The following is a 19,235-nucleotide window of genomic DNA, read 5'->3' as shown; positions in this document are numbered from 1 at the left end:
AACTTTTATCCAAAAAAAGTGATAGTCTACTACAGGCTATGAAGAAACCAGAGAAACGAAAAATGCTTCCGAAGATCGATCTCCATTCGCATTTCATAACTAAGTGTAGAGCTTTCTGTGAAATATTTTATAGCTTTATCGGCTTTTTATTGTTTTTCTTTAGTCTAGCGGCAAATTCGGCCACGCCAGAGCAGCTTTCGATGATAAGAGAAGCCGCGGAAAATCACGTTCTGAGTACCGTCGAGATGCCAACTGGCGGAGAGTTAGTCGTCAATGCCGCCAATATAGACGATCGTCTATTCGCGACCGATTGCCCAGAATCACTTGTGACGAATTCGTCATCCAGTAATGGTTCTGCCGCAAATATTACTGTGCTCGTGGAATGTAAAAGCGATAACTGGCGGGTGTATGTACCTGTTCGCTTGACGATTACGATCCCACTGATCACGGCGGCAAATCCACTCAGCCGAGGACAAATGATTTCAGCACAAGATGTTACGTTGAGTATGGTAGATCTGCTGCGTTTCCGGCGGCAAGGTTTTTCCACTCCCGAAAGCGTGATAGGTGCAAAAATCAAAAAAAATATCCGCATTGGTGATGTTATCGATCAAAAGGATGTGTGTATCGTCTGTCGTAATGAAAGTGTTGTCATCCGTGCTGGAAAATCTGGTATGTCGATCACAACCAAAGGCACTGCAATGTCTGATGGCATCCTTGGTGAACAGATAAAAGTGAAAAATGACAAATCTAACCGTATAATTGATGCGCAAGTCAGTGGTGTAGGTGAAGTCACCGTCGCGTTTTGATCGCTCTTACCTGCTTATTAACAAGCTTGTGCGAAGTGATTTTCTATTTGGTTAAAAAAGTCGCTAAAGTTCCGACCACCACGGTCGATATTGACAGTACACGTTAAAGTTTATTGAAAAGGCTCATCTATGGCAGGTATTGATAACATACGCGCAGGGCAGTCGTTAAATACGACCAACCGGACAAGTGTGCGTTCTTCTGATGCCAGCAACTCTTCACCTCAATCCGGAGCAGTTTCACGCTCATCGGCTGGTGGTCAAGATGCGGTATCACTTAGCTCACAAAGCAAAGCCATTGGCGAAATGCAAAATGAAATGGCATCGAGACCCAGTTTTGATAGCGCCAAGGTGGCGGCGATCAAAGAAGCGATCGCCAACGGTTCATATGTCGTTGATCCCGATAAACTGGCCGATAACATGATCAAATTCGAAAAAGAGCTGGGTGGCTTCTAAGTCATACTCACTCTTTAGAGCTTGTAATAGAAAAGGCAATCAACAGGCGGTTTGACCATGGCAGCATTAAAAGACTTAGTCGAATTTCAGCTAAAAAATGCACAAGAATTAGTGACAGTGCTCGACGCAGAAAAAATTGCGATCACCAGCCGGATCTCTGTGGATATTGAAGCTATCGCCAAACAGAAACTGACTTTGATTAATCAGCTACAACAGACTGACCAGCGCATTGCTAAGCATCCCCACGTCGCGAGCCTGACTGAAGATGCTTACCTTAATGATTTGGTGAGTCAAATCCGCAGTATTATTCTCGATTGTCAGCAAGCCAACCAAATCAATGGCGACGCACTCGCGCGTGCTCAGCTCAGCTTTAATAAACTCAATAATCTGATGCAGCAAAGCCACGGAAAAATCGGCATGACTTACAGTGCTACGGGCAAAACGCACACCATTTCAACTCTTGGTACTAATATCAAAGCCTAACAAAATAGTCCCGCTCACCGAGACAAAAAAGCAAAAGCGGCAATCATGCCGCTTTTTGGATCTGGGAGATGAGTGTGTTTATATTAGAATAAGGTCATTTGACGTTTTTCGGGAACTTGCTGTACTTCACCGTAATCACGCATCTTATCCATCTTGCGAATATCGAGCCTGAGCTCAGTGACATAACTATCACCCACTTTATAGCTGCGTACCACTTCTGCACCACGAATTACCCCATCAACCGCTCCGGCTGTTAACTCGGTACCAAGACGTTGATCTTGTAATTCAGCACGACCACTAATACGCATACCGTATACTTGTTCAGCCAACTCACGATAAGCGTCAATTTTAGACGCGCGCATCGCTCGAACTTGTTTCTCTTCGTCATTGCGACCTTTTTGCTCACTAATGCTGGCATAGCCTACGGCGGTAAGCCAATCATCTGGACGCATGGTTTGCAATGGTTGGCATCCCGTCATCATCAGCACGGCGACTAAAATCAGGAAAACAGGTTTCATTGTTGTTCTCCTATGGGCGCAAAATAACTGTGTAGGGTTGTGTGATGGTCGGATCAGAACGGATCAACACGCCATCCTGAGTACGGATACTGTTTAACGTATCCAAATCTCGACCTATACGATCAGCTGGCAAAAAGCCTTGCGCGGTAGCCACCACGATGCGTGATTGCATTCCCACTACACGAGCATTCACAATCACCCCACCTTCTTGGCGTAACATCGTTCCCGTCAGTACGTACTGTACTTCTTGCTGTTGGGAAAGATCTTTCCAGTCTCGGCTAAAAGCGAAATCACCTTGTTGAGTCACTTGGATCGAACCTGTCGTTTTGAAATCAACCACTTTGAAACCACGACGCTGGAATTGGTGGATAAAACCTTCGGAAACCGAGTTACCCAACCAGTTTGTCGTATCCATGTTTTGTAGATCGACAAATGAGGTCACTGCAATCGGCGTACGAGCCGTAATGCTGGTATTGGAGAGCATCAAATCTTCGGTCATGCTCTCAACAAAGAAATCCAACGTATGACGTGGACTCTCCATCAACATAAACTGTGACCCATTATACGGTTCTTTACCGTTATAAATCGGGGCATATGCACACGAAGTCAGCAAGACAACGGGTACTAAGGAAAGCCATTTTTTCATTCTCTTCATCTCCAGATATACTATGGCGCGCGTTTCAGGTTCTCACTCGATTAAACTGGAACGCTCCTTGCTTTTCTTAATCTGTCATTATTTAGAATCGCAATGCCTACATCAGTTAGGAATTGAAAAGCAAAATTTATACCCACTTGGGACCTTATAATGAAAAAAAATATTTTATCTATAATTTCAGTGCTTTGGATGAGTCTTTATCTCCAATCTGTTCAAGCAGCTTGGTATGAAGTGACAGGCTCTGCCGCCATAGTCTCTTCAGAGGAGGTGGCTCGCTTACATGCATTGGAAGACGCTTTATATAAAGCGGTAAATTTTGCCGGGGCAGATATGGGCAGCATCAGCAACTTAATGCCGCTCCTAGAATCTGATCGTAGAGAGTATTTATTCTCGAATCATGAAGTCCGTTATATCTTGATTGAGGATCGAAAAGTTTCTAATAACGTTATGTACGTGCGCACCCGCATTGATATTTACCCATCGGCAACGGCTTGCCACGTTGAGCAGTACAAGAAGACCATGCTGATCGGCAACATTGATCTCGCCTCGCCTCAACAAGCGGTGATGGGACAAATCTACCAAGTAGGTGATGATTTTGCGCAGGTGATTAATCGCCGTATCGAGCAAGAATCACGTAGCTTTGTTTCGGTCGGTACTACGCAATACGACATTGATCCCAAAGCGCCTGAACGTATAAAAATGATTGCTCAAGATGCAGGAGCGCAATACATCATTGGCGGGGTCATCACTGATTTAACAGCTACCATCGAGCAAAAAACGTTGCAAGATGACCTGATCAATCGCCAATTTGCTATGGAGATTAATGTGTTCGATGGGAAAACTGGTAACGAGGTGATGACACGAACGTATCGTGAAGTTGCACGCTGGCCATTCCCTAAAACCAGTCAAATTGATACGCGTAGTGCGCGTTTTTGGGCTTCGACCTATGGCGAGATGATGTTACGTGTAAGCCGTAATATTATGCTCGATCTGGAATCAGAAATTTCTTGCAAGATTACGCTGCCACAGATCATCGCCAAATTTGGTACTACCGCAACCATGGATCTCGGCCGGATCCACGGGGTACAACAAGGTGATAAACTTCGTCTCTGGCACACCGGTGCTTTTATTGATCAGCAAGGTTTGCCACGTAACAAAGTCACACAAAGTGAGATCACGCTGACGGTCTCACGTGTTTACGAACATGAAGCGGAGTTGACTGTTGATCAACCTGAACTCGCCTACAGCATTCAAATCGGCGATGTCATGCATAAACAGATGTAGTCTATGGGAAGTGTTCTTCGGGACACTTCCTTTTTCCTCTTCGCTCCCGTGGCACAGTTGGATAGCGCAGCCCCCTCCTAAGGGGCAGGTCACAGGTTCAAATCCTGTCGGGAGCGCCATATTTCTCAAGTGGTTAGTTTTTTGACAAAGATTTTGTCTTACTTTGTTGCCACCACCTCATGTCAATCTTTGGTCATTCCTGCAGCACATTTCTTCTCGCACTAGATAAAATCCTCTACTATTACTATTAACAGTTTTATTTATAAAACACAGCATGTCGAAAAGTAACCTAGAGACCAATACCGGACACCGCTTTATTTCAAAAGCGAAAACCGCGTATAAAATTCATATCCATACTCCTGACGATAGCGTTTTGCACCGTTCAGTCGGTTTTGTGCGGCTCGGTGAAAAGAAAGGGCTTAAAAAAGCGATTCTGCTGCGCAATGAATTAGGCTCCGCAATGTGGGGCAAATTTTGGCGACGTATTTTAAAAGATCCCTATCTAATGACTCGCTTACCACACAGCTTAGAACCGAAAATCATCCATAAACCTAGGCCAACGCTAGACAACCCCGAAGCAAGAGATGCCTGCTATATCGCGGCATGGCGAGAATATGACACACAAGGTAAATGTCATTTCCGCAGTGTGGTGTGCTCCATCAACAAACACGGCAAGTTAGCGGCTTACACAAAAACCAAAAAAGCATTGCTGGCGGCTCATAAAGATTGCTTAGATATCTTAGTTTTTATGGGGCGCTTAAACAGTATTGATCTCAAGTAACCCACACCTCCACGCTCAAAGAGTAAAATTTGGTTTGCTGAAAAAAACAAAGGCCCTTACGGGCCTTTGTTAATTAAATCTCGATGATTACCGAAATTACTCAGTCACTTGGTACTGGAATTCTGGGATCACTAGTTCAACACGACGGTTCTTTTCGCGGCCTTCTGCTGTCGCGTTAGAAGCGATTGGGCTGCTTTCACCTAGACCTTTAGCAGAGATACGAGAAGCATCAATACCTTGAGCTTCCAGTGCTTTTGCTACTGCTTGAGCGCGACGCTCAGACAGTTTTTGGTTGTAAGCGTCAGAGCCCGTTGAGTCTGTATGACCAACAACTTCAACTTTCGCTTGTGGGTATTGGTTTAGGTAACCCACAATTTTATCCAGCTTCTTAACCGTTGCAGGTTTTAGCTCTGCACTTGCTGTAGCAAAAGTGCTGCTGTCCAGGTGTTGGAAAGTAAACGTTTTTGTTACCGCAACTTTCTCTACCACTGGTTCTGCCACTGGTGCAGGTTCTGCAGGGCGTTGTTCTACAACTGGAGCGGGTTCTTGGCTGCCACCAAATTTGTACACCACACCAAGCGTTGCACTTTCTCCGCTTGCACGTACGATGTCGTTATTGATGTCAGTAATATTTTGATATTCCAGACGCATTGTTACATTGTGGTTGGTGTTGAACTCCAAACCTGCTGCGCCTAGATATGAGTAATCATCCTTGCTGCCGTAATCAACAAAAGCACCACCGACTTTACCGTAAAGGGCAATACCTTCAGTAAGAGGTAGGCTCAGTTTCGGTGCTAGCGTGATGGCTTTTACCTTTTCATCAGCCAATCCTGCAGCAGTGAATTTACCTAAGTAATCGTATCCTGCTTCAAGAGAGAGCCACTTGTTTGCTTCATAACCTACAAACGCACCAAGCGTCGTGTCATCCTTATCACAAGGTTGACCAGACTGACATGCGTCATCCAACCAAGATTTACCGATTTTACCTCCGACATACACTTCAGCCACTGCCGCAGAAGAAGCAAAAAGTAACGTCGTTGAAATGATTGCCGCTAGCTTTTTCATGGTATTTCCTTTTTTCTTTATGATTATCGTCGCGAATCAATGATGGATTAACGACCGTTCAAAGAGGTTGACTCTTATGCGAGCCAGAACACCTTTTTGTCGGCATCACTATAACGGATGAAATAAAAAGAAAAAGGGCTGTTAGGTTATTATTTTGTCACGTCTTTGCTAAAAATGAGAAAAGTCTAAAACACAACTCGTTAACCCAAAACTATAGTACGAGATAAAGATTTCAATAGATAATAAAAAAGCCGCAGTTTGTGCTGCGGCTTTGTTTTCTATGCAATTAAGTTTCTATGCATTCGCTTCGCGAGTTTCAATAAAGGCTAATGCCATCTTGATACGTGCAATGACTCGCTCTTGACCAATAAGGTTCATCACCGCGTCCACAGAAGGTGATTGACCGCCACCTGTTACTGCAACACGTAGTGGCATTCCGATTTTACCCATACCGATCTCAAGCTCTTCACACACTTGTGCGATCACTTGGTGCAGCGCTTCGGTATTCCATTCAGTGAGTGCTTCAATCTTGCTAAGAGCTAGCATCAATGGCTCTTTCGCTACGCCACGTAGATGTTTCTTCGCTGCATCAGCATCAAACTCAGCAAAATCTTCGTAGAAGTAACGTGATTGCTGCGCTAGCTCAACTAGGGTATTGCAACGCTCACCCACCAACTTCACCACTTCAGCTAAAACAGGACCAGTTGCTTTGTTAATGCCTTGGTGATCAAAATGCCACTCAAGGTGTTTCGCCACATACTCAGGCTCTGAAGTCTTGATGTAGTGGTTGTTCAACCACAGCAGTTTGTCAGTGTTAAACGCTGACGCAGATTTTGAAATTGCGCCAAGGCTGAATAGGTTGATCATCTCATCGCGAGAGAAGATCTCTTGGTCGCCATGTCCCCAACCTAAACGCACTAAGTAGTTCAGCAACGCTTCTGGCAGGTAGCCGTCATCACGATATTGCATTACAGAAACCGCGCCATGACGCTTAGATAGCTTGGCACCGTCATCACCCAAGATCATTGCACAGTGTGCAAACGTTGGGATGGTAGCGCCCATTGCTTTGTAAATGTTGATTTGGCGTGGCGTGTTGTTGATGTGGTCTTCACCACGAATCACATGGCTGATCCCCATATCGACATCATCTACCACTACACAGAAGTTATAGGTTGGAGTGCCATCAGTACGACGGATGATCAGATCATCCAGTTGGTCGTTACGGATTTCGATGCGGCCACGAATTTGGTCATCAAAAACGACGCTACCCTCTTTCGGGTTACGGAAACGGATACAGCAAGGCTCGCCTTCTTTCGCTGCTTCATTGACCGCTTTGATTTTTGGATGATTCGCATCGTAGCGAGGCATCTCTTTATTCGCTTCTTGCTCAGCGCGGATTTCATCCAGCAGCTCTTTTGGGGCATAGCACTTGTAGGCTTTGCCTTCAGCCAAAAGCTGATCAATCACTTGGTTGTAACGGTCAAAACGTTTGGTTTGGTAGTATGGACCTTCATCCCATTCCAAGCCTAACCACGTCATGCCTTCAATGATGGCATCTACCGCCGCCTGAGTAGAGCGTTCTAGGTCGGTGTCTTCAATACGCAGAACAAATTCACCACCTTGGCTTTTAGCATATAACCAAGAATAGAGTGCTGTACGCGCACCACCAACGTGCAGATACCCAGTTGGACTAGGCGCAAAACGAGTTTTAACCGTCATTTGAATTACCTTTGTGAGATTCTTTTGCTGAGTGCTCAGCATGCGAAATTTTGGGCGGTATTCTAACACCCGAGTTAGCGCGATGCTACGCACGATTTTCGGCAAATTCACACTCACCAAAATGAGTGCGAGAAGTAAGGGTTGACCTTACCTTAAGGTAAAGGTTTATCCTTATTCTCATTCCAATGGGAGGAATGAAAATGAACTATTTTGCCTTACCTCTGCGTGGCCTAAATTGCATGGGCTGTGCTCGAAAATTGGAGCGCCAACTCAATCAAGATCTCACCGTTGAGATCGAAACGCTGACGCCAACCTCGATAGAACTGCATACCAATGCCACCTTAAATGAGGTGCTAACCAGTATTGAATCGCTGGGTTATCAAGGCGGCACTGAGCAAACTTATCAGCTACAAGGTTTAAACTGTGGTCGCTGTGTGAATAAACTGACCACGCACCTCAACGCGCAAGCAAAAATTGCCAAACTACAAGTCAGTAAAGATCAGCTTTCACTCGTCACAACCTTAAACGCTGAACAAGTGAAAGCGCTAGTGGCGGAAGTGGGCTATCAGGCTATCGAAGTTACACAAGCACCAGCAGCCTCTATTGATGAGAAGAAAACCGACACGCCTGACGCTAAGAACTCCTCGAACACAGAACCCACTGAGGCGTCTAGCCAAACGCTCTCCCTTCTTATTAAAGGGATGACTTGCGCCAGTTGTGTGGCATCGGTGGAAAAAGCCCTACTTTCTGTTGAGGGAGTACAGAGTGCGCAAGTTAACCTCGCAGAGCAAAGTGCCTTGGTAAAAGCCAATTTCGCCAATCCGCAACCACTGCTTAACGCCATTCAAAGTGCAGGCTACCAAGCCGAGATCTTGGATGACCCAGCACAGCAGCAAGCCAAACAGCAAGCGCAACTCGATGCCTTACAAAAAGAGCATAAACAGAGTGCCTTATTGGGTATCGCTCTGGGTGCGCCTTTAATGCTGTGGGGCGTGTTTGGCGGCAACATGATGATCCGCAATAGTAGTGATCAAATGGTATGGGGTGGAATCGGCGTCATCAGTTTCGCACTGCTGCTCACTGCCGGACGCCACTTCTTTATTAATGCGTGGCAAGCACTGACTCATGGCAGAGCGACAATGGATACTCTCGTCGCATTGGGTACAGGGGCTGCTTGGTTTTACTCCATGCTCGTGGTGGCTTGGCCGCAAGCGTTTCCTGATGCAGCGCGTCATGTGTACTTCGAAGCAACGGCAATGATCATTGGTTTGATTTCATTGGGTCATTACATTGAAACCAAAGCCAAAAGCAATACGAATCGCTCATTGCAAGCCTTGCTTAACTTACAACCACAGCAAGCGACGTTGGTGACTGAACAAGGCGATCAATCCATCGCTGTCGCGGATATTCAAATGGGGATGTCACTGCGCATCAAACCCGGAGAGCAAGTTCCTGTCGATGGTGTAGTCAGTACGGGCCACTCCTATCTGGATGAATCCATGCTCACCGGTGAGCCGATTCCAGTTCTTAAAGAAGCAGGTGCGAAAGTGGCGGCAGGTACTCTGAACCAAGATGGCAGCTTAGTGATCACTGCTACTGGCATTGGTTCGGAAACTATGCTGGCTCGTATTATCCAGCTGGTAAGACAAGCGCAAAGCAGTAAACCTGCGATGGCTCGTTTAGCAGACCAGATTTCGTCCGTCTTCGTCCCTGTCGTGGTGTTCATTGCCATCTTGTCTGCCGCACTTTGGTATCTGTATGGCCCAGATCCTAAAGCCAGTTACATGCTAGTCGTTGCGACGACTGTGCTGATCATTGCCTGCCCTTGTGCTTTGGGGCTTGCCACTCCGCTCTCCATTACCGTGGGTATCGGCAAGGCGGCAGAGATGGGTATTTTGATTCGCGATGCCAATGTACTGCAGACCGCAAGTCAGGTAGATACCGTCGTGTTTGATAAAACGGGGACTCTGACCTTAGGCAAACCGAGTATTCAATCACTGCATGTCATGCAGGGTGATGAAAACCAATTACTTGCCCTAGCCTATGCCCTTGAGCAGCAATCTGAACACCCACTGGCTAAAGCGATCTGTGATTACGCGAAACAGCGCAATATTAGCCCTGTGGAGATCAGCCAATTCACTAACCAACGTGGGCGTGGCCTCTCAGCCGATTACCAAAATCAAACCGTGCTTGTCGGCTCATTGACTTTTATGAAAGAGCAAGGCATTGATTTGTCGATGGCTGAATCGACTCTAGAGCAGTTTGCAGCACAAGTATGGACTCCGGTTGCAGTGGCTTATCGCGGCATGTTGCAAGGTGTATTAGCCATTGCCGATCCGATCAAACCCACCTCAGCACAAGCGGTACGTAAGCTCAATGAGCTTGGAATTCATACCGTGATGCTGACTGGCGATCACGCTTCGGTTGCCAATGCGATTGCCAAAGAGCTCGGTATCTCGCAAGTGATAGCGCAAGTGCTGCCAGACCAAAAAGCGCAGCACATTCAAGCTTTGCAACAACAAGGCCGTAAAGTCGCCATGATTGGCGATGGGATTAATGATGCCCCAGCTTTAGCGCTGGCTGACATTGGTATTGCAATGGGTAGTGGCAGTGATGTGGCGATCGAGAGCGCACAGATGACACTTTTGAACTCATCGCCAACCAGTGTGGTCAGTGCGATTGAGCTTTCTCAAGCCACCGTGCGCAATATGAAGCAGAACCTGTTTGGCGCATTTATTTACAACACGCTGGGCATTCCTATCGCGGCGGGTGTGCTTTACCCAGCGTTTGGATTTTTACTCAGCCCAGTTGTCGCCGGTGCGGCGATGGCGCTCTCCTCCATTACCGTAGTCAGCAATGCGAATCGACTGCGCTGGAGCAAAATTTCTTTCGACCAACATTCTCAATGAGGTAAATCATGAAACGATCAATTATGACACTCGCCCTATTGGCTACATTTTCAGGGCAAGCGCTTGCCGTTGATGTAGTGAATCACAAATCACCTTACTGTGGTTGTTGCACCGAATGGACCAAACACATGGAAGAAAATGGTTTTACGGTTAAAGAAGTCCTGCATGACGACATGAATGGGATTAAGCAACAACTGGGGGTAAAACCAAAACTGGCCTCTTGCCATACCGCAGAGATCGGCGGTTATGTCTTTGAAGGTCACATTCCAGCGCAAGACATTAAAGACTTTCTGGCAAACCCACCGAAAAATGCGAAAGGGTTAGCAGTTCCGGGAATGCCTATGGGTTCACCGGGTATGGAATATGGCGATAAGAAAGACAGCTACGCGGTATACGCCTTTAATGAGCGCGGCCAAGTGTTTGAATACCGTTTCCATAAAGGAAACTGATCTCTCCTTTTTATCGAAGAGAATAAAAGGCTAGACACAAAGCGCTGTCTCATAACTTTTTCTTCTAGAAAAAAGACAAAAGAAAAGCCTCCGCATGCGGAGGCTTTCATTATCCATTCAGTGAAATGAGTGTTCGATTATTTTAGCGAAGTCACTCGGCTGGTACGCTCACCGCTGGCAGAAACAGAGCGAATCCAAACTTCTCCGTTCACTTTTGGCGCTTGCTTCGCGTCATAATCCAACCAAGTTTGACCATCCAGTGAGTATTGCAGCGTGACACCTGGGAACTGAACGTTCATGGCCAAATGACCGTTCTCGATCTTAGCTCCCGGAACTGGGAGGCGGTAATCAATGCCTGCTTTCTCAAGTTTGGCCAGCTCACGTTGACCCAATACGTTAGCAAAGCGATTCCAATCTGCATTCAGCGCTTTATCGTTAACCAACTGAGTCTCTTGCGAATATTCGACGCCGGCTTTGTAAGTATTTTCCCAATCCGCACGATGCCATGCACGCTCAGCGGCTGCGAGCACACGAGGGAATACCATGTATTCATATTGCTCATCGGTACGTACCGTTTCAGACCAAAGCTGCGCAGACAGACCATAGAAAGGCTTACCTTTCACTTCGCCTTTACCGCTGAAGCCATTGCCATCACGATCCAATGAAGTTTCTGCATTTTGTGGCAAGTTTTCCGGTGCAAAACCAAACATCTTACGTGTATCAGTTGCACGGGTTGCCCAGTAATAACCACGCTCTTTAGGATCCACTTCGTAAGGCATATCCATGTAAACGTAGTCAGGGTTAGAGATGATCACATCGTAACCTTTCTCAGCCCATTCATAGGCAGAAGCAGAACCGCCCCAGTACAGAACATCCCAGAAGTTCACACGCGTGTTTTCGGTTGCGAACGCTTTTTCGCCTTCGCTGTATTTCAAGCCATCTTGCCATGCTTGGAAGTTAGCAATACCTTTCTCGGCAACCAACTTAGACACTTGCTCAGCAAAGTAGCTTGGTAAATGGCCGAAATCACTCACCGCACCTGTTGCAATCAAGTTTTGACACTGCGGCGAACGCGCAAAAGGCTTATCTTGCTTGCTCAGATCCAAGTTGCCTTTCCAACTTACTGGCTCTTGGGTATTCACATCTTGGAAGCCTGCGCCAAGCTTGATGTTTTTCGCTTCATCGCCACCAAAGTGCCACGTTGTCAGAGGCATACCCGCCGCTTGGTGCATCGTCGCAATCTCAGAGATCACTTTATCCACAAAGCGCTTTGACGAATCTAAGCATGGGTTGATAAAGCTCATGCGGTCATAGAACTGTACTGTGGTGACGTTAGAGGTATCTTGCGGATCCAGCAAACGGAACTCATTGGCCGCCGCCTCATTGCCCTCTTGCATTAAACGTTGGTAACGCGCTTCCATTGAAACCACGGCCGCACGAGCGTGCGCTGGCATATCAATTTCTGGGATCACTTCGATATGACGAGCTTTCGCGTATTGCAGGATCTCTAAATAATCTTGCTTGGTGAAATAACCAGAGCCAAAGTTATCGGCGTTTGGACCAGAACCCAATTGTGGCAATACACATTCTGTTTCACTCGGGTCAAAACAGCGTTGAGCGCCGATGTCAGTAAGCTCTGGCAATCCTGGGATTTCAATACGCCAGCCTTCGTCATCGGTCAGATGGAGATGCAGCTTATTCATTTTGTAAGCCGCCATTTGATCCAAGGTCGCTAGAATCGCTTGTTTCGAGTGGAAGTTACGCGCCACATCCACCATCACACCGCGATAATCAAAACGAGGAGCATCGACGATTTCAACTTTTGGCAGTTGAGTCGCATCCGCCATATCGACTAAACCCAGCACCGATTGCATCGCATAGAATGCACCCGCTTGGTCAAAAGCGGTAACTTTGACGGCTTTATCCGTAATCGCTAAACGGTAAGCACCAGATTTGGCCAGCTCACCTTTAAATGATTTAGGGTTGATAACCACTTGCGCAGGCATTACGCCTTTTAAGTTCACGCCAAGCAGTTGTGCACGCTCATTCAGCGCTTGCATTTGTTCACCGTCAAACGCTTTGCTTGGCAGCGCGATACCTTTCGCGATAGAGACTGATCCGCTATGCGATTTCACTTGCAGTGGCGTTGGGATGAGTGCGTGTGTCACATCTTGCAGCGCAACATCACTGTTCTTTTCAAAGCGAGACAGCGCTTGAGCGAATACATTGTTATCGCTAGGAGTGCGCTTAAGGTTTTCACCCTCTAGGCCAGACACAAAGCTGTCCACATCTTCCGTGTTCAAAGAAGCAACCACTTTTGGCTCGGCATCCGGTGCGGTTACAAAAGCGCGTGGCATAAAGTCAGTATCAAACAGAGTCCAGTATTCACCAATCAGCGGTAGAGTCACTGTTTCACCTGCGGCAAAACCATCAAACTTATCGGTAGGTTCCAGTTTATGTAGGTCGCCTGTTACGCGAGTAATTTTGAACTGGTCATTACCTACATCGAGGATCAAGCGAATACTGTGGAAGTAAATGGCCCAATCTTTTGAATTAACCGCCTCACCGCGGTTAACCAAGGTCATATTCACTTGGTTACAAGAAGCCCACTCAGCTTCTAGAGTTTGACAAGCCAAACCGGTATCCGCGCCGTGATTGTTGACCACTTGGTATTGCACATCCAAGTTATTCGCTAATGTATCCACCACGTCTTGTGGTGAGGTGGTATTGAGTGCGCAGCCACTTAATGAAGTGAATACCGCAATCGAGACAAGACTCTTTTTCAGCATAATGATTACCCTAAATTGGTTAACGATGAGGGATGCTCTGCCTGCACCCAATCTCACAACGACATCAGCCAATGGCTTTACCTAAAATTCAGGGATATTTAGCGGCACTTTTTTCTAAGCGCAAAATTAATCCTTTAGCCAAGTGATCATGTTCAAACTTTACAAATTGACATAAGATAAAAACCATTAAATTTCAAAATGATAGAAACAACGTCAAAATCGACACTTCATTTTTGACGAGATTTCTTCCAATCCAGATCACACTTAGTAATCCGCGTTACGCAAAGAAAGCTGATCGGAATCACACAAGATCGCGGCAACAAATCGTGAGTTCGCTCGAACAAATCGACAAGATGTGAGCTTCATCATGATTCTGGCCCCGTCAAATCCGTTAATTCACTGCTAAAGTAACGTTTTTGTCGAACCTAAAGGAGTTCACTCATTCCATGCGAAACCGATTCGCCTTCTGTCTTTTATGGCTGTTTATCCCACCGCTCCACGCAGAACCGCTGTACTGGTCTGCAACCAAAGGCTCGACACAACTGATCCTCTTCGGCTCTCTCCATGTAGGCAGTGATCAGCTTTATCCATTGCCTAACCCACTCACGCAAGAGCTGAAACAGAGTGCAGGCTTAGTAGTGGAAACTGATATCCGTCACCAATCCAATGTCACCTTACCAACAACTAAAGTAAGCAGTGAGCAAGTCTTGAGTGATGAACAACTGTTTGTGTTAGATGGGATTGCGCAACAACTGAGGTTGGATGCCCAGCAGATCCGCCAACTGCCCCCTTGGTCAGCCAGTCTTATCTTGCAAATGCACCAATTTTTAGAGATGGGTTATCAAGCCGAACGTGGCATCGACCTTTATTTCATGCACCAAGCTGAGCAAGATCAACTGCCGGTGATCAGTCTAGAAACCTTACAATTTCAAGTGGATCTGTTAGCGCATTTACCTAATTCAGGGAAGGAATTATTAGTGAGTTTGCTCGATGAATGGGAAAACAATACCAAACTCACCGCGTGCATGATTGAAAGCTGGAAAAGAGGAGATGAGAAGAGTTTGCTACAAATGCTCACACTCACGGGTATGTCCGTTGAGTTGGAAGCCCAAATGCTCACCGAGCGTAATAAGGATTGGGCAGAGAAGCTCACTCAACCTCACTTCTTACCACAACAAGGTAAGCCTTATGTAGTGGTGGTCGGCACTTTGCATCTGATTGGCAAGCAAAGCTTACTCAGTTTTCTTGAGCAAAAAGGCTTTAGCATCAAGCAACTTAACCAAAGCCAAACAGCAACCTGCTCATTTTTATAACGTGCACGATGTAAAGCAAAAAGGCCCCAGCATAAATGCTGAGGCCTTAAATATGGTCGGTGAAGAGGGATTCGAACCCCCGACCCTCTGGTCCCAAACCAGATGCGCTACCAAACTGCGCTATTCACCGGAACGCTGCGTATATTACTCGCCATTTTCGGAAACGCAACCCTTTAAGCCAGACTTTCTGCATGGTTTAAACCGTTCGCTCAAAACACCACCAAAGCACGAAAAAAATGTGACTCACAACTCAACACAAGAAACATATTGGCAACCTATGCAACACAATTGATCCAGATCAGTGCTGAAAATGTAGCCAGAATTTAACGTTACTCCGTCTTCAACACTTTGGAGGAAACATGGACTTCTGGCTCAATCTTCTTTTTGGTAATGCAGTTGGACTCTCTTCAATGATAGTCATCTTTGGCGCTCTAGGTCTTATGCTGTTCTATGGCGGTTTCTTCATCTACAAAGTAATGAACGACAAATCTCCTCACTAGATCGCTAGCCTCTATTGAAAAATAGAACAACGCTATGCACCGGAGCCGACTGCGTGTCTGCTCCGGTTTTTTATTGTGCACTCATACTCTGCATCACGCCCTTTCCCCGCTCAACTCAGTGCAACTTGCCAAATTAGCGGTATATAATCAGCACCATGTGAAATAACTTTGATGTGCTGTTATGTCGCAAGATGAACTCGAACTTTTTCAACAAATGATGGGCGATGTAAAAACCATTACTCATGATACCGTTGAACTCAAAAAAGCCCACCAAGTCACCGAAGCTCAACTGGCTAAACGTGAAGCGGCAGTGAACTTGGCTGACCATGACCCCGAGGCGCTATCCATCGATCATGCCCCCATGCTTAAGCCTGATGACATGCTCGAATTTAAGCGTGATGGGGTACAAGATGGCGTTTACCGCAAACTCAGATTGGGCAAATACCCCATTCAAGCACGCTTAGACTTACATCGAAAAACGCTTAAAGAAGCACGCAGTGAGGTGATTCAATTTATTCGCCAGTGTATGGCGATGGATATTCGTACCTTGTTGATTGTGCATGGTCGAGGCAAACGATCTACCCCTCCCGCATTAATGAAGAGTTTTGTCAGCCATTGGCTGACTCAAATTAGCGAAGTGCAGTGTGCTCATTCTGCTCAACGTTTACATGGAGGCACCGGCGCGGTTTATGTATTACTTCGTAAGAGTGCGGAGAAAAAAGCGGAAAACCGAGAGCGTCATCAGAAACGTCTTGGCTAAGCAGGCAAAGCTGTTAGAATGCGCGGATTTTGTGCACCATCCGTTGTGAAACGTTAGGAGATTGTATGTCCCAACCTATTGAAAAACGCCTTAATAAATTCATCAGTGAAACGGGTTTTTGCTCACGCCGTGAGGCTGACAAACTGATTGAACAAGGCCGCGTCACCCTCAATGGCGCCCAGCCAGAAGTCGGAAGTAAAGTCACCGAACAAGATGAAGTGTGTATTGATGGCAAGCCGCTACGCAGCAAAGAACGCCCTATCTATATTGCGTTAAACAAACCAACAGGCATTACCTGTACTACGGAGCGCGATGTTCCGGGGAATATTGTTGACTTTATTGGTCACCACAAACGCATTTTCCCGATTGGTCGTTTAGATAAGCCGTCTGACGGACTGATCTTCCTAACCAATGATGGCGATATCGTGAATAAAATCCTGCGTGCAGGTAATAACCACGAAAAAGAGTACGTGGTTCGAGTCGATAAACCCATTACGCCTGAATTTATCCGTCAGATGGCATCTGGAGTGAACATTCTCGATACCGTTACTCTGCCTTGTAAAGTCACTCAGGAAACCCAGTATTCTTTTCGCATCGTGCTCACACAAGGCCTCAATCGCCAAATTCGCCGCATGTGTGAAGCCTTGGGTTATGAGGTATTTAAACTGCGCCGAGTGCGGATCATGAACATCACGTTAGATGGGATTCCAAACGGTAAATGGCGTTATTTAAGCGAAGCGGAAGTGAGCGAGATTCTGGCTATGTGTGAAGACTCCAGCGGTACGGAAGAAGCCTCACGAGTCGCACAAAGTGGTGACAGCATTAAGCGTGCGACCGATGCCAAGCTGTTTGATAGTCGTGAAGCCAATAAAGAATCCAAAGCGCGCCGCAACCCCAAAACCTATCACGGTAAAAATGCGCAAGAGTTTCGTCATGCCCCCAACTCGAAAAAAGCTCAGCGCCATCCAAAGAGCTCCCCATCCAACTCTTCGACAGCATCAAAACCAGCCCCGCGTCCAACCCCACGCACCGGCGGTACCTTGAGCCTAAGAAAGTCGAAATAAGCGATTTATCTATGCAATAAAAAAAAGGGAAGCTGATTGCTTCCCTATTTTTATTGTGGCTAGAGCGATAACCCAACCACTTTATTACGGCCTTCATTTTTGGCCGTGTACATGGCTTGATCTGCGCGATTAAACAATTGCAGCAAGCTCTCATTCGGAGAGTGTTCAACGACACCAATACTCACCGTAACCTGTGGTTTACTGCTCATCACCGCAATGTCATGTCGAATCTGCTCCATGCGTTGATGCGCTTCTTGCAACGGCATGTCTGGTAGTAGAACAACAAACTCTTCGCCGCCCCAGCGGCACAAGGTTCCCACTTGTTCAATATGACGCTGACATATCCCAACCACACGTTGTAAAACCAGATCCCCAACCGGATGACCATAGTTATCATTCACTTGCTTAAAATGGTCAAGATCGATAACAGCCAAACTTAAAGGATGCTGCTCTTTCGCCGCATTAGAAATCGCCTCTTCAACTAGCTCCTCAAACACTTGTCGACTGTATGCGCCCGTCAATTTATCTCTTACCGCCATATCTTCTAGCCGTTTTTGGTAACCTCGGAAGCTCATTTGTGCAAGCCCTAATACCGCAATCGCCACCAAAGCACTGATCACTAAATTTCCCAGCATCGCTTTGAACCAAATGTCTTGGTTAAATTCATCTTTCTGCTCAACGATGATGTACCACTGGAATTCTTCGACCCAACGACTGTTGAGATAGACTTTTTGCCCATCGGCGTAATAACTCCCACTCACACTAGGGGACGTCAAAATCTGGGTTGAGAGTGTTTTCAGCCCTTCACGCTCCTGAATCCGTGTAAAGCCAGGGTGATTGGAGCCATGCAAAGTGACCTCTCCCAACTCATTGATAAAATAGATATGCCGATTGTAACGTTTTTGATATTTCTCCACTAACGCAGAAACCGCATCGGAGCTCAACCCCACACCAATCACACCCAGGAAACGATTTTCGAAATCAAAAACCTTGTAGTTAACAAACACCACCGTTTGATGACTGTTGGCGGTATCAACATCAATATTCACCTCGAAATGTTTATCGGGCGCAGAATTTTTTACCCGAAAAAACCAAGCATCATTCGGGTTCGATTCCGAGATGGTCTTCAACATTCCGCTGTAGTGATAATAGTTGTGAGTACGATCCGAAATGTAGAAGCTCGACATCGTTTGATATTGGCGCTGAATCTCACTCAAATAGCGGATGATTCGTTCGGGTTCTTGCTCCCCAGCCAATGTCCAGTCACGCACAAAAGTATCTTGTGCCATTAAAGAAGAGATAAAAATGGGGCGGATCAGATCCTGCTGGATTTCTGAATAGATGTTGTCGCTGGTTAAAGGGAGCGAGTCTTTATTGATTTGCTCCTCAAGCGTATCGTGAGCCACTTTATAACTGACCAAACTGGTCACAAAAAATCCAAATATAATTAAAGAGACAAGAATCCAACTAAATTTCTTTCGCGTCATAATCAGCGTCCTGCTAGCACTACTTACTGCATTCCCCTGCTCCAGCTTTTGTGGAGACAGAAGCACATCCATCAATCCTAGTACCTTACGTAATGGGCCCGAATAATCCATATACCATACCGAGTACTGACTATGTTGCCATTAACTATTGGGAATGCGTTAGAAAGAACTGATAGAACGCTCAGTGCTGTGAGGGCTAT

The 19,235-nt window shown here is 46.3% G+C and carries 17 protein-coding genes and 2 tRNA genes; 12 read left to right on the top strand and 7 right to left on the bottom strand.

Features of this window, described 5'->3' with window-relative positions; translation table 11 throughout:
* Nucleotides 1-38: 38 nt before the first annotated feature.
* From flgA to EPB59_RS02420, 3 genes are all read left to right on the top strand, one after another.
* Nucleotides 39-806 carry a flagellar basal body P-ring formation chaperone FlgA gene (flgA, locus tag EPB59_RS02430; protein WP_081017767.1) on the top strand — a complete coding sequence of 256 codons (768 nt, stop codon included), beginning with the start codon at nucleotides 39-41 and terminating at the stop codon, nucleotides 804-806.
* Between the two features lie 129 nt (nucleotides 807-935).
* Nucleotides 936-1,259 (top strand): flagellar biosynthesis anti-sigma factor FlgM, encoded by a 324-nt coding sequence (gene flgM, locus EPB59_RS02425; RefSeq protein ID WP_000907261.1) that lies wholly within the window; start codon nucleotides 936-938, stop codon nucleotides 1,257-1,259.
* A gap of 57 nt (nucleotides 1,260-1,316) precedes the next feature.
* Complete coding sequence (locus EPB59_RS02420; RefSeq protein ID WP_000729364.1) at nucleotides 1,317-1,742, top strand: flagella synthesis protein FlgN; 426 nt, start codon at nucleotides 1,317-1,319, stop codon at nucleotides 1,740-1,742.
* Nucleotides 1,743-1,825: 83 nt separating this feature from the next.
* Here EPB59_RS02420 and flgP read toward each other — a convergent pair whose 3' ends face one another.
* Together flgP and EPB59_RS02410 are read right to left on the bottom strand one after the other, a co-directional pair.
* Nucleotides 1,826-2,260, bottom strand: coding sequence for a flagellar assembly lipoprotein FlgP (gene flgP, locus EPB59_RS02415; protein ID WP_000805586.1), 435 nt, complete (start codon nucleotides 2,258-2,260; stop codon nucleotides 1,826-1,828).
* 10 nt (nucleotides 2,261-2,270) lie between these two features.
* Nucleotides 2,271-2,906 (bottom strand): FlgO family outer membrane protein, encoded by a 636-nt coding sequence (locus EPB59_RS02410; protein WP_000759068.1) that lies wholly within the window; start codon nucleotides 2,904-2,906, stop codon nucleotides 2,271-2,273.
* 159 nt (nucleotides 2,907-3,065) lie between these two features.
* On the opposite strand from EPB59_RS02410, the gene EPB59_RS02405 reads away from it, so the two are divergent.
* The 3 genes from EPB59_RS02405 (at nucleotide 3,066) to EPB59_RS02395 (ending at nucleotide 4,980) form a co-directional block, all read left to right on the top strand.
* Nucleotides 3,066-4,199: a flagellar assembly protein FlgT gene (locus EPB59_RS02405; protein WP_154171482.1), complete on the top strand. Its 1,134-nt coding sequence runs from the start codon at nucleotides 3,066-3,068 to the stop codon at nucleotides 4,197-4,199.
* 42 nt (nucleotides 4,200-4,241) lie between these two features.
* A tRNA-Arg gene (locus tag EPB59_RS02400) sits at nucleotides 4,242-4,318 on the top strand.
* 155 nt (nucleotides 4,319-4,473) lie between these two features.
* Nucleotides 4,474-4,980 (top strand): hypothetical protein, encoded by a 507-nt coding sequence (locus EPB59_RS02395; protein WP_000045927.1) that lies wholly within the window; start codon nucleotides 4,474-4,476, stop codon nucleotides 4,978-4,980.
* A 96-nt stretch (nucleotides 4,981-5,076) separates the two neighbouring features.
* Here EPB59_RS02395 and EPB59_RS02390 read toward each other — a convergent pair whose 3' ends face one another.
* Together EPB59_RS02390 and gltX are read right to left on the bottom strand one after the other, a co-directional pair.
* The gene (locus tag EPB59_RS02390; protein WP_055029868.1) at nucleotides 5,077-6,045 is read right to left on the bottom strand and encodes an OmpA family protein; all 969 of its coding nucleotides are present in this window, start codon (nucleotides 6,043-6,045) and stop codon (nucleotides 5,077-5,079) included.
* Nucleotides 6,046-6,339: 294 nt separating this feature from the next.
* Complete coding sequence (gltX, locus tag EPB59_RS02385) at nucleotides 6,340-7,764, bottom strand: glutamate--tRNA ligase (RefSeq protein WP_154171481.1); 1,425 nt, start codon at nucleotides 7,762-7,764, stop codon at nucleotides 6,340-6,342.
* A gap of 200 nt (nucleotides 7,765-7,964) precedes the next feature.
* Between gltX and copA the strand changes: the two genes are divergently transcribed.
* Nucleotides 7,965-10,673 (top strand): copper-translocating P-type ATPase CopA, encoded by a 2,709-nt coding sequence (copA, locus tag EPB59_RS02380; RefSeq protein ID WP_195707035.1) that lies wholly within the window; start codon nucleotides 7,965-7,967, stop codon nucleotides 10,671-10,673.
* Between the two features lie 8 nt (nucleotides 10,674-10,681).
* Entirely contained in the window at nucleotides 10,682-11,122 is a 441-nt protein-coding gene (locus EPB59_RS02375) for a DUF411 domain-containing protein (protein WP_154171479.1), read from the top strand.
* A gap of 137 nt (nucleotides 11,123-11,259) precedes the next feature.
* Here EPB59_RS02375 and EPB59_RS02370 read toward each other — a convergent pair whose 3' ends face one another.
* Nucleotides 11,260-13,911 (bottom strand): beta-N-acetylhexosaminidase, encoded by a 2,652-nt coding sequence (locus EPB59_RS02370; RefSeq protein ID WP_154171478.1) that lies wholly within the window; start codon nucleotides 13,909-13,911, stop codon nucleotides 11,260-11,262.
* A gap of 446 nt (nucleotides 13,912-14,357) precedes the next feature.
* Between EPB59_RS02370 and EPB59_RS02365 the strand changes: the two genes are divergently transcribed.
* Nucleotides 14,358-15,224, top strand: a complete 867-nt coding sequence (locus EPB59_RS02365) for a TraB/GumN family protein (RefSeq protein ID WP_055051382.1) — start codon at nucleotides 14,358-14,360, stop codon at nucleotides 15,222-15,224.
* Nucleotides 15,225-15,277: 53 nt separating this feature from the next.
* Here the strand turns inward: EPB59_RS02365 and EPB59_RS02360 are convergent.
* Nucleotides 15,278-15,354: transfer RNA gene (locus tag EPB59_RS02360), tRNA-Pro, on the bottom strand.
* 229 nt (nucleotides 15,355-15,583) lie between these two features.
* Between EPB59_RS02360 and EPB59_RS02355 the strand changes: the two genes are divergently transcribed.
* The 3 genes from EPB59_RS02355 to rluF all read left to right on the top strand — a co-directional run bounded on the left by EPB59_RS02355 (nucleotide 15,584) and on the right by rluF (nucleotide 17,548).
* Nucleotides 15,584-15,724 carry a DUF3149 domain-containing protein gene (locus EPB59_RS02355; RefSeq protein WP_081017771.1) on the top strand — a complete coding sequence of 47 codons (141 nt, stop codon included), beginning with the start codon at nucleotides 15,584-15,586 and terminating at the stop codon, nucleotides 15,722-15,724.
* 181 nt (nucleotides 15,725-15,905) lie between these two features.
* A complete protein-coding gene (smrA, locus tag EPB59_RS02350) occupies nucleotides 15,906-16,484 on the top strand; it encodes a DNA endonuclease SmrA (protein WP_154171477.1) in 579 nt (192 codons plus the stop codon).
* 65 nt (nucleotides 16,485-16,549) lie between these two features.
* Entirely contained in the window at nucleotides 16,550-17,548 is a 999-nt protein-coding gene (gene rluF / locus EPB59_RS02345) for a 23S rRNA pseudouridine(2604) synthase RluF (protein WP_195707034.1), read from the top strand.
* A 59-nt stretch (nucleotides 17,549-17,607) separates the two neighbouring features.
* Here rluF and EPB59_RS02340 read toward each other — a convergent pair whose 3' ends face one another.
* A complete protein-coding gene (locus tag EPB59_RS02340; RefSeq protein ID WP_055051385.1) occupies nucleotides 17,608-19,035 on the bottom strand; it encodes a sensor domain-containing diguanylate cyclase in 1,428 nt (475 codons plus the stop codon).
* Between the last annotated feature and the right edge of the window lie 200 nt (nucleotides 19,036-19,235).

Source organism: Vibrio metoecus, assembly GCF_009665255.1.
In the GTDB taxonomy this organism is placed as follows: domain Bacteria; phylum Pseudomonadota; class Gammaproteobacteria; order Enterobacterales; family Vibrionaceae; genus Vibrio; species Vibrio metoecus_B.
This window is presented reverse-complemented; position numbering and strand designations above follow the sequence as displayed.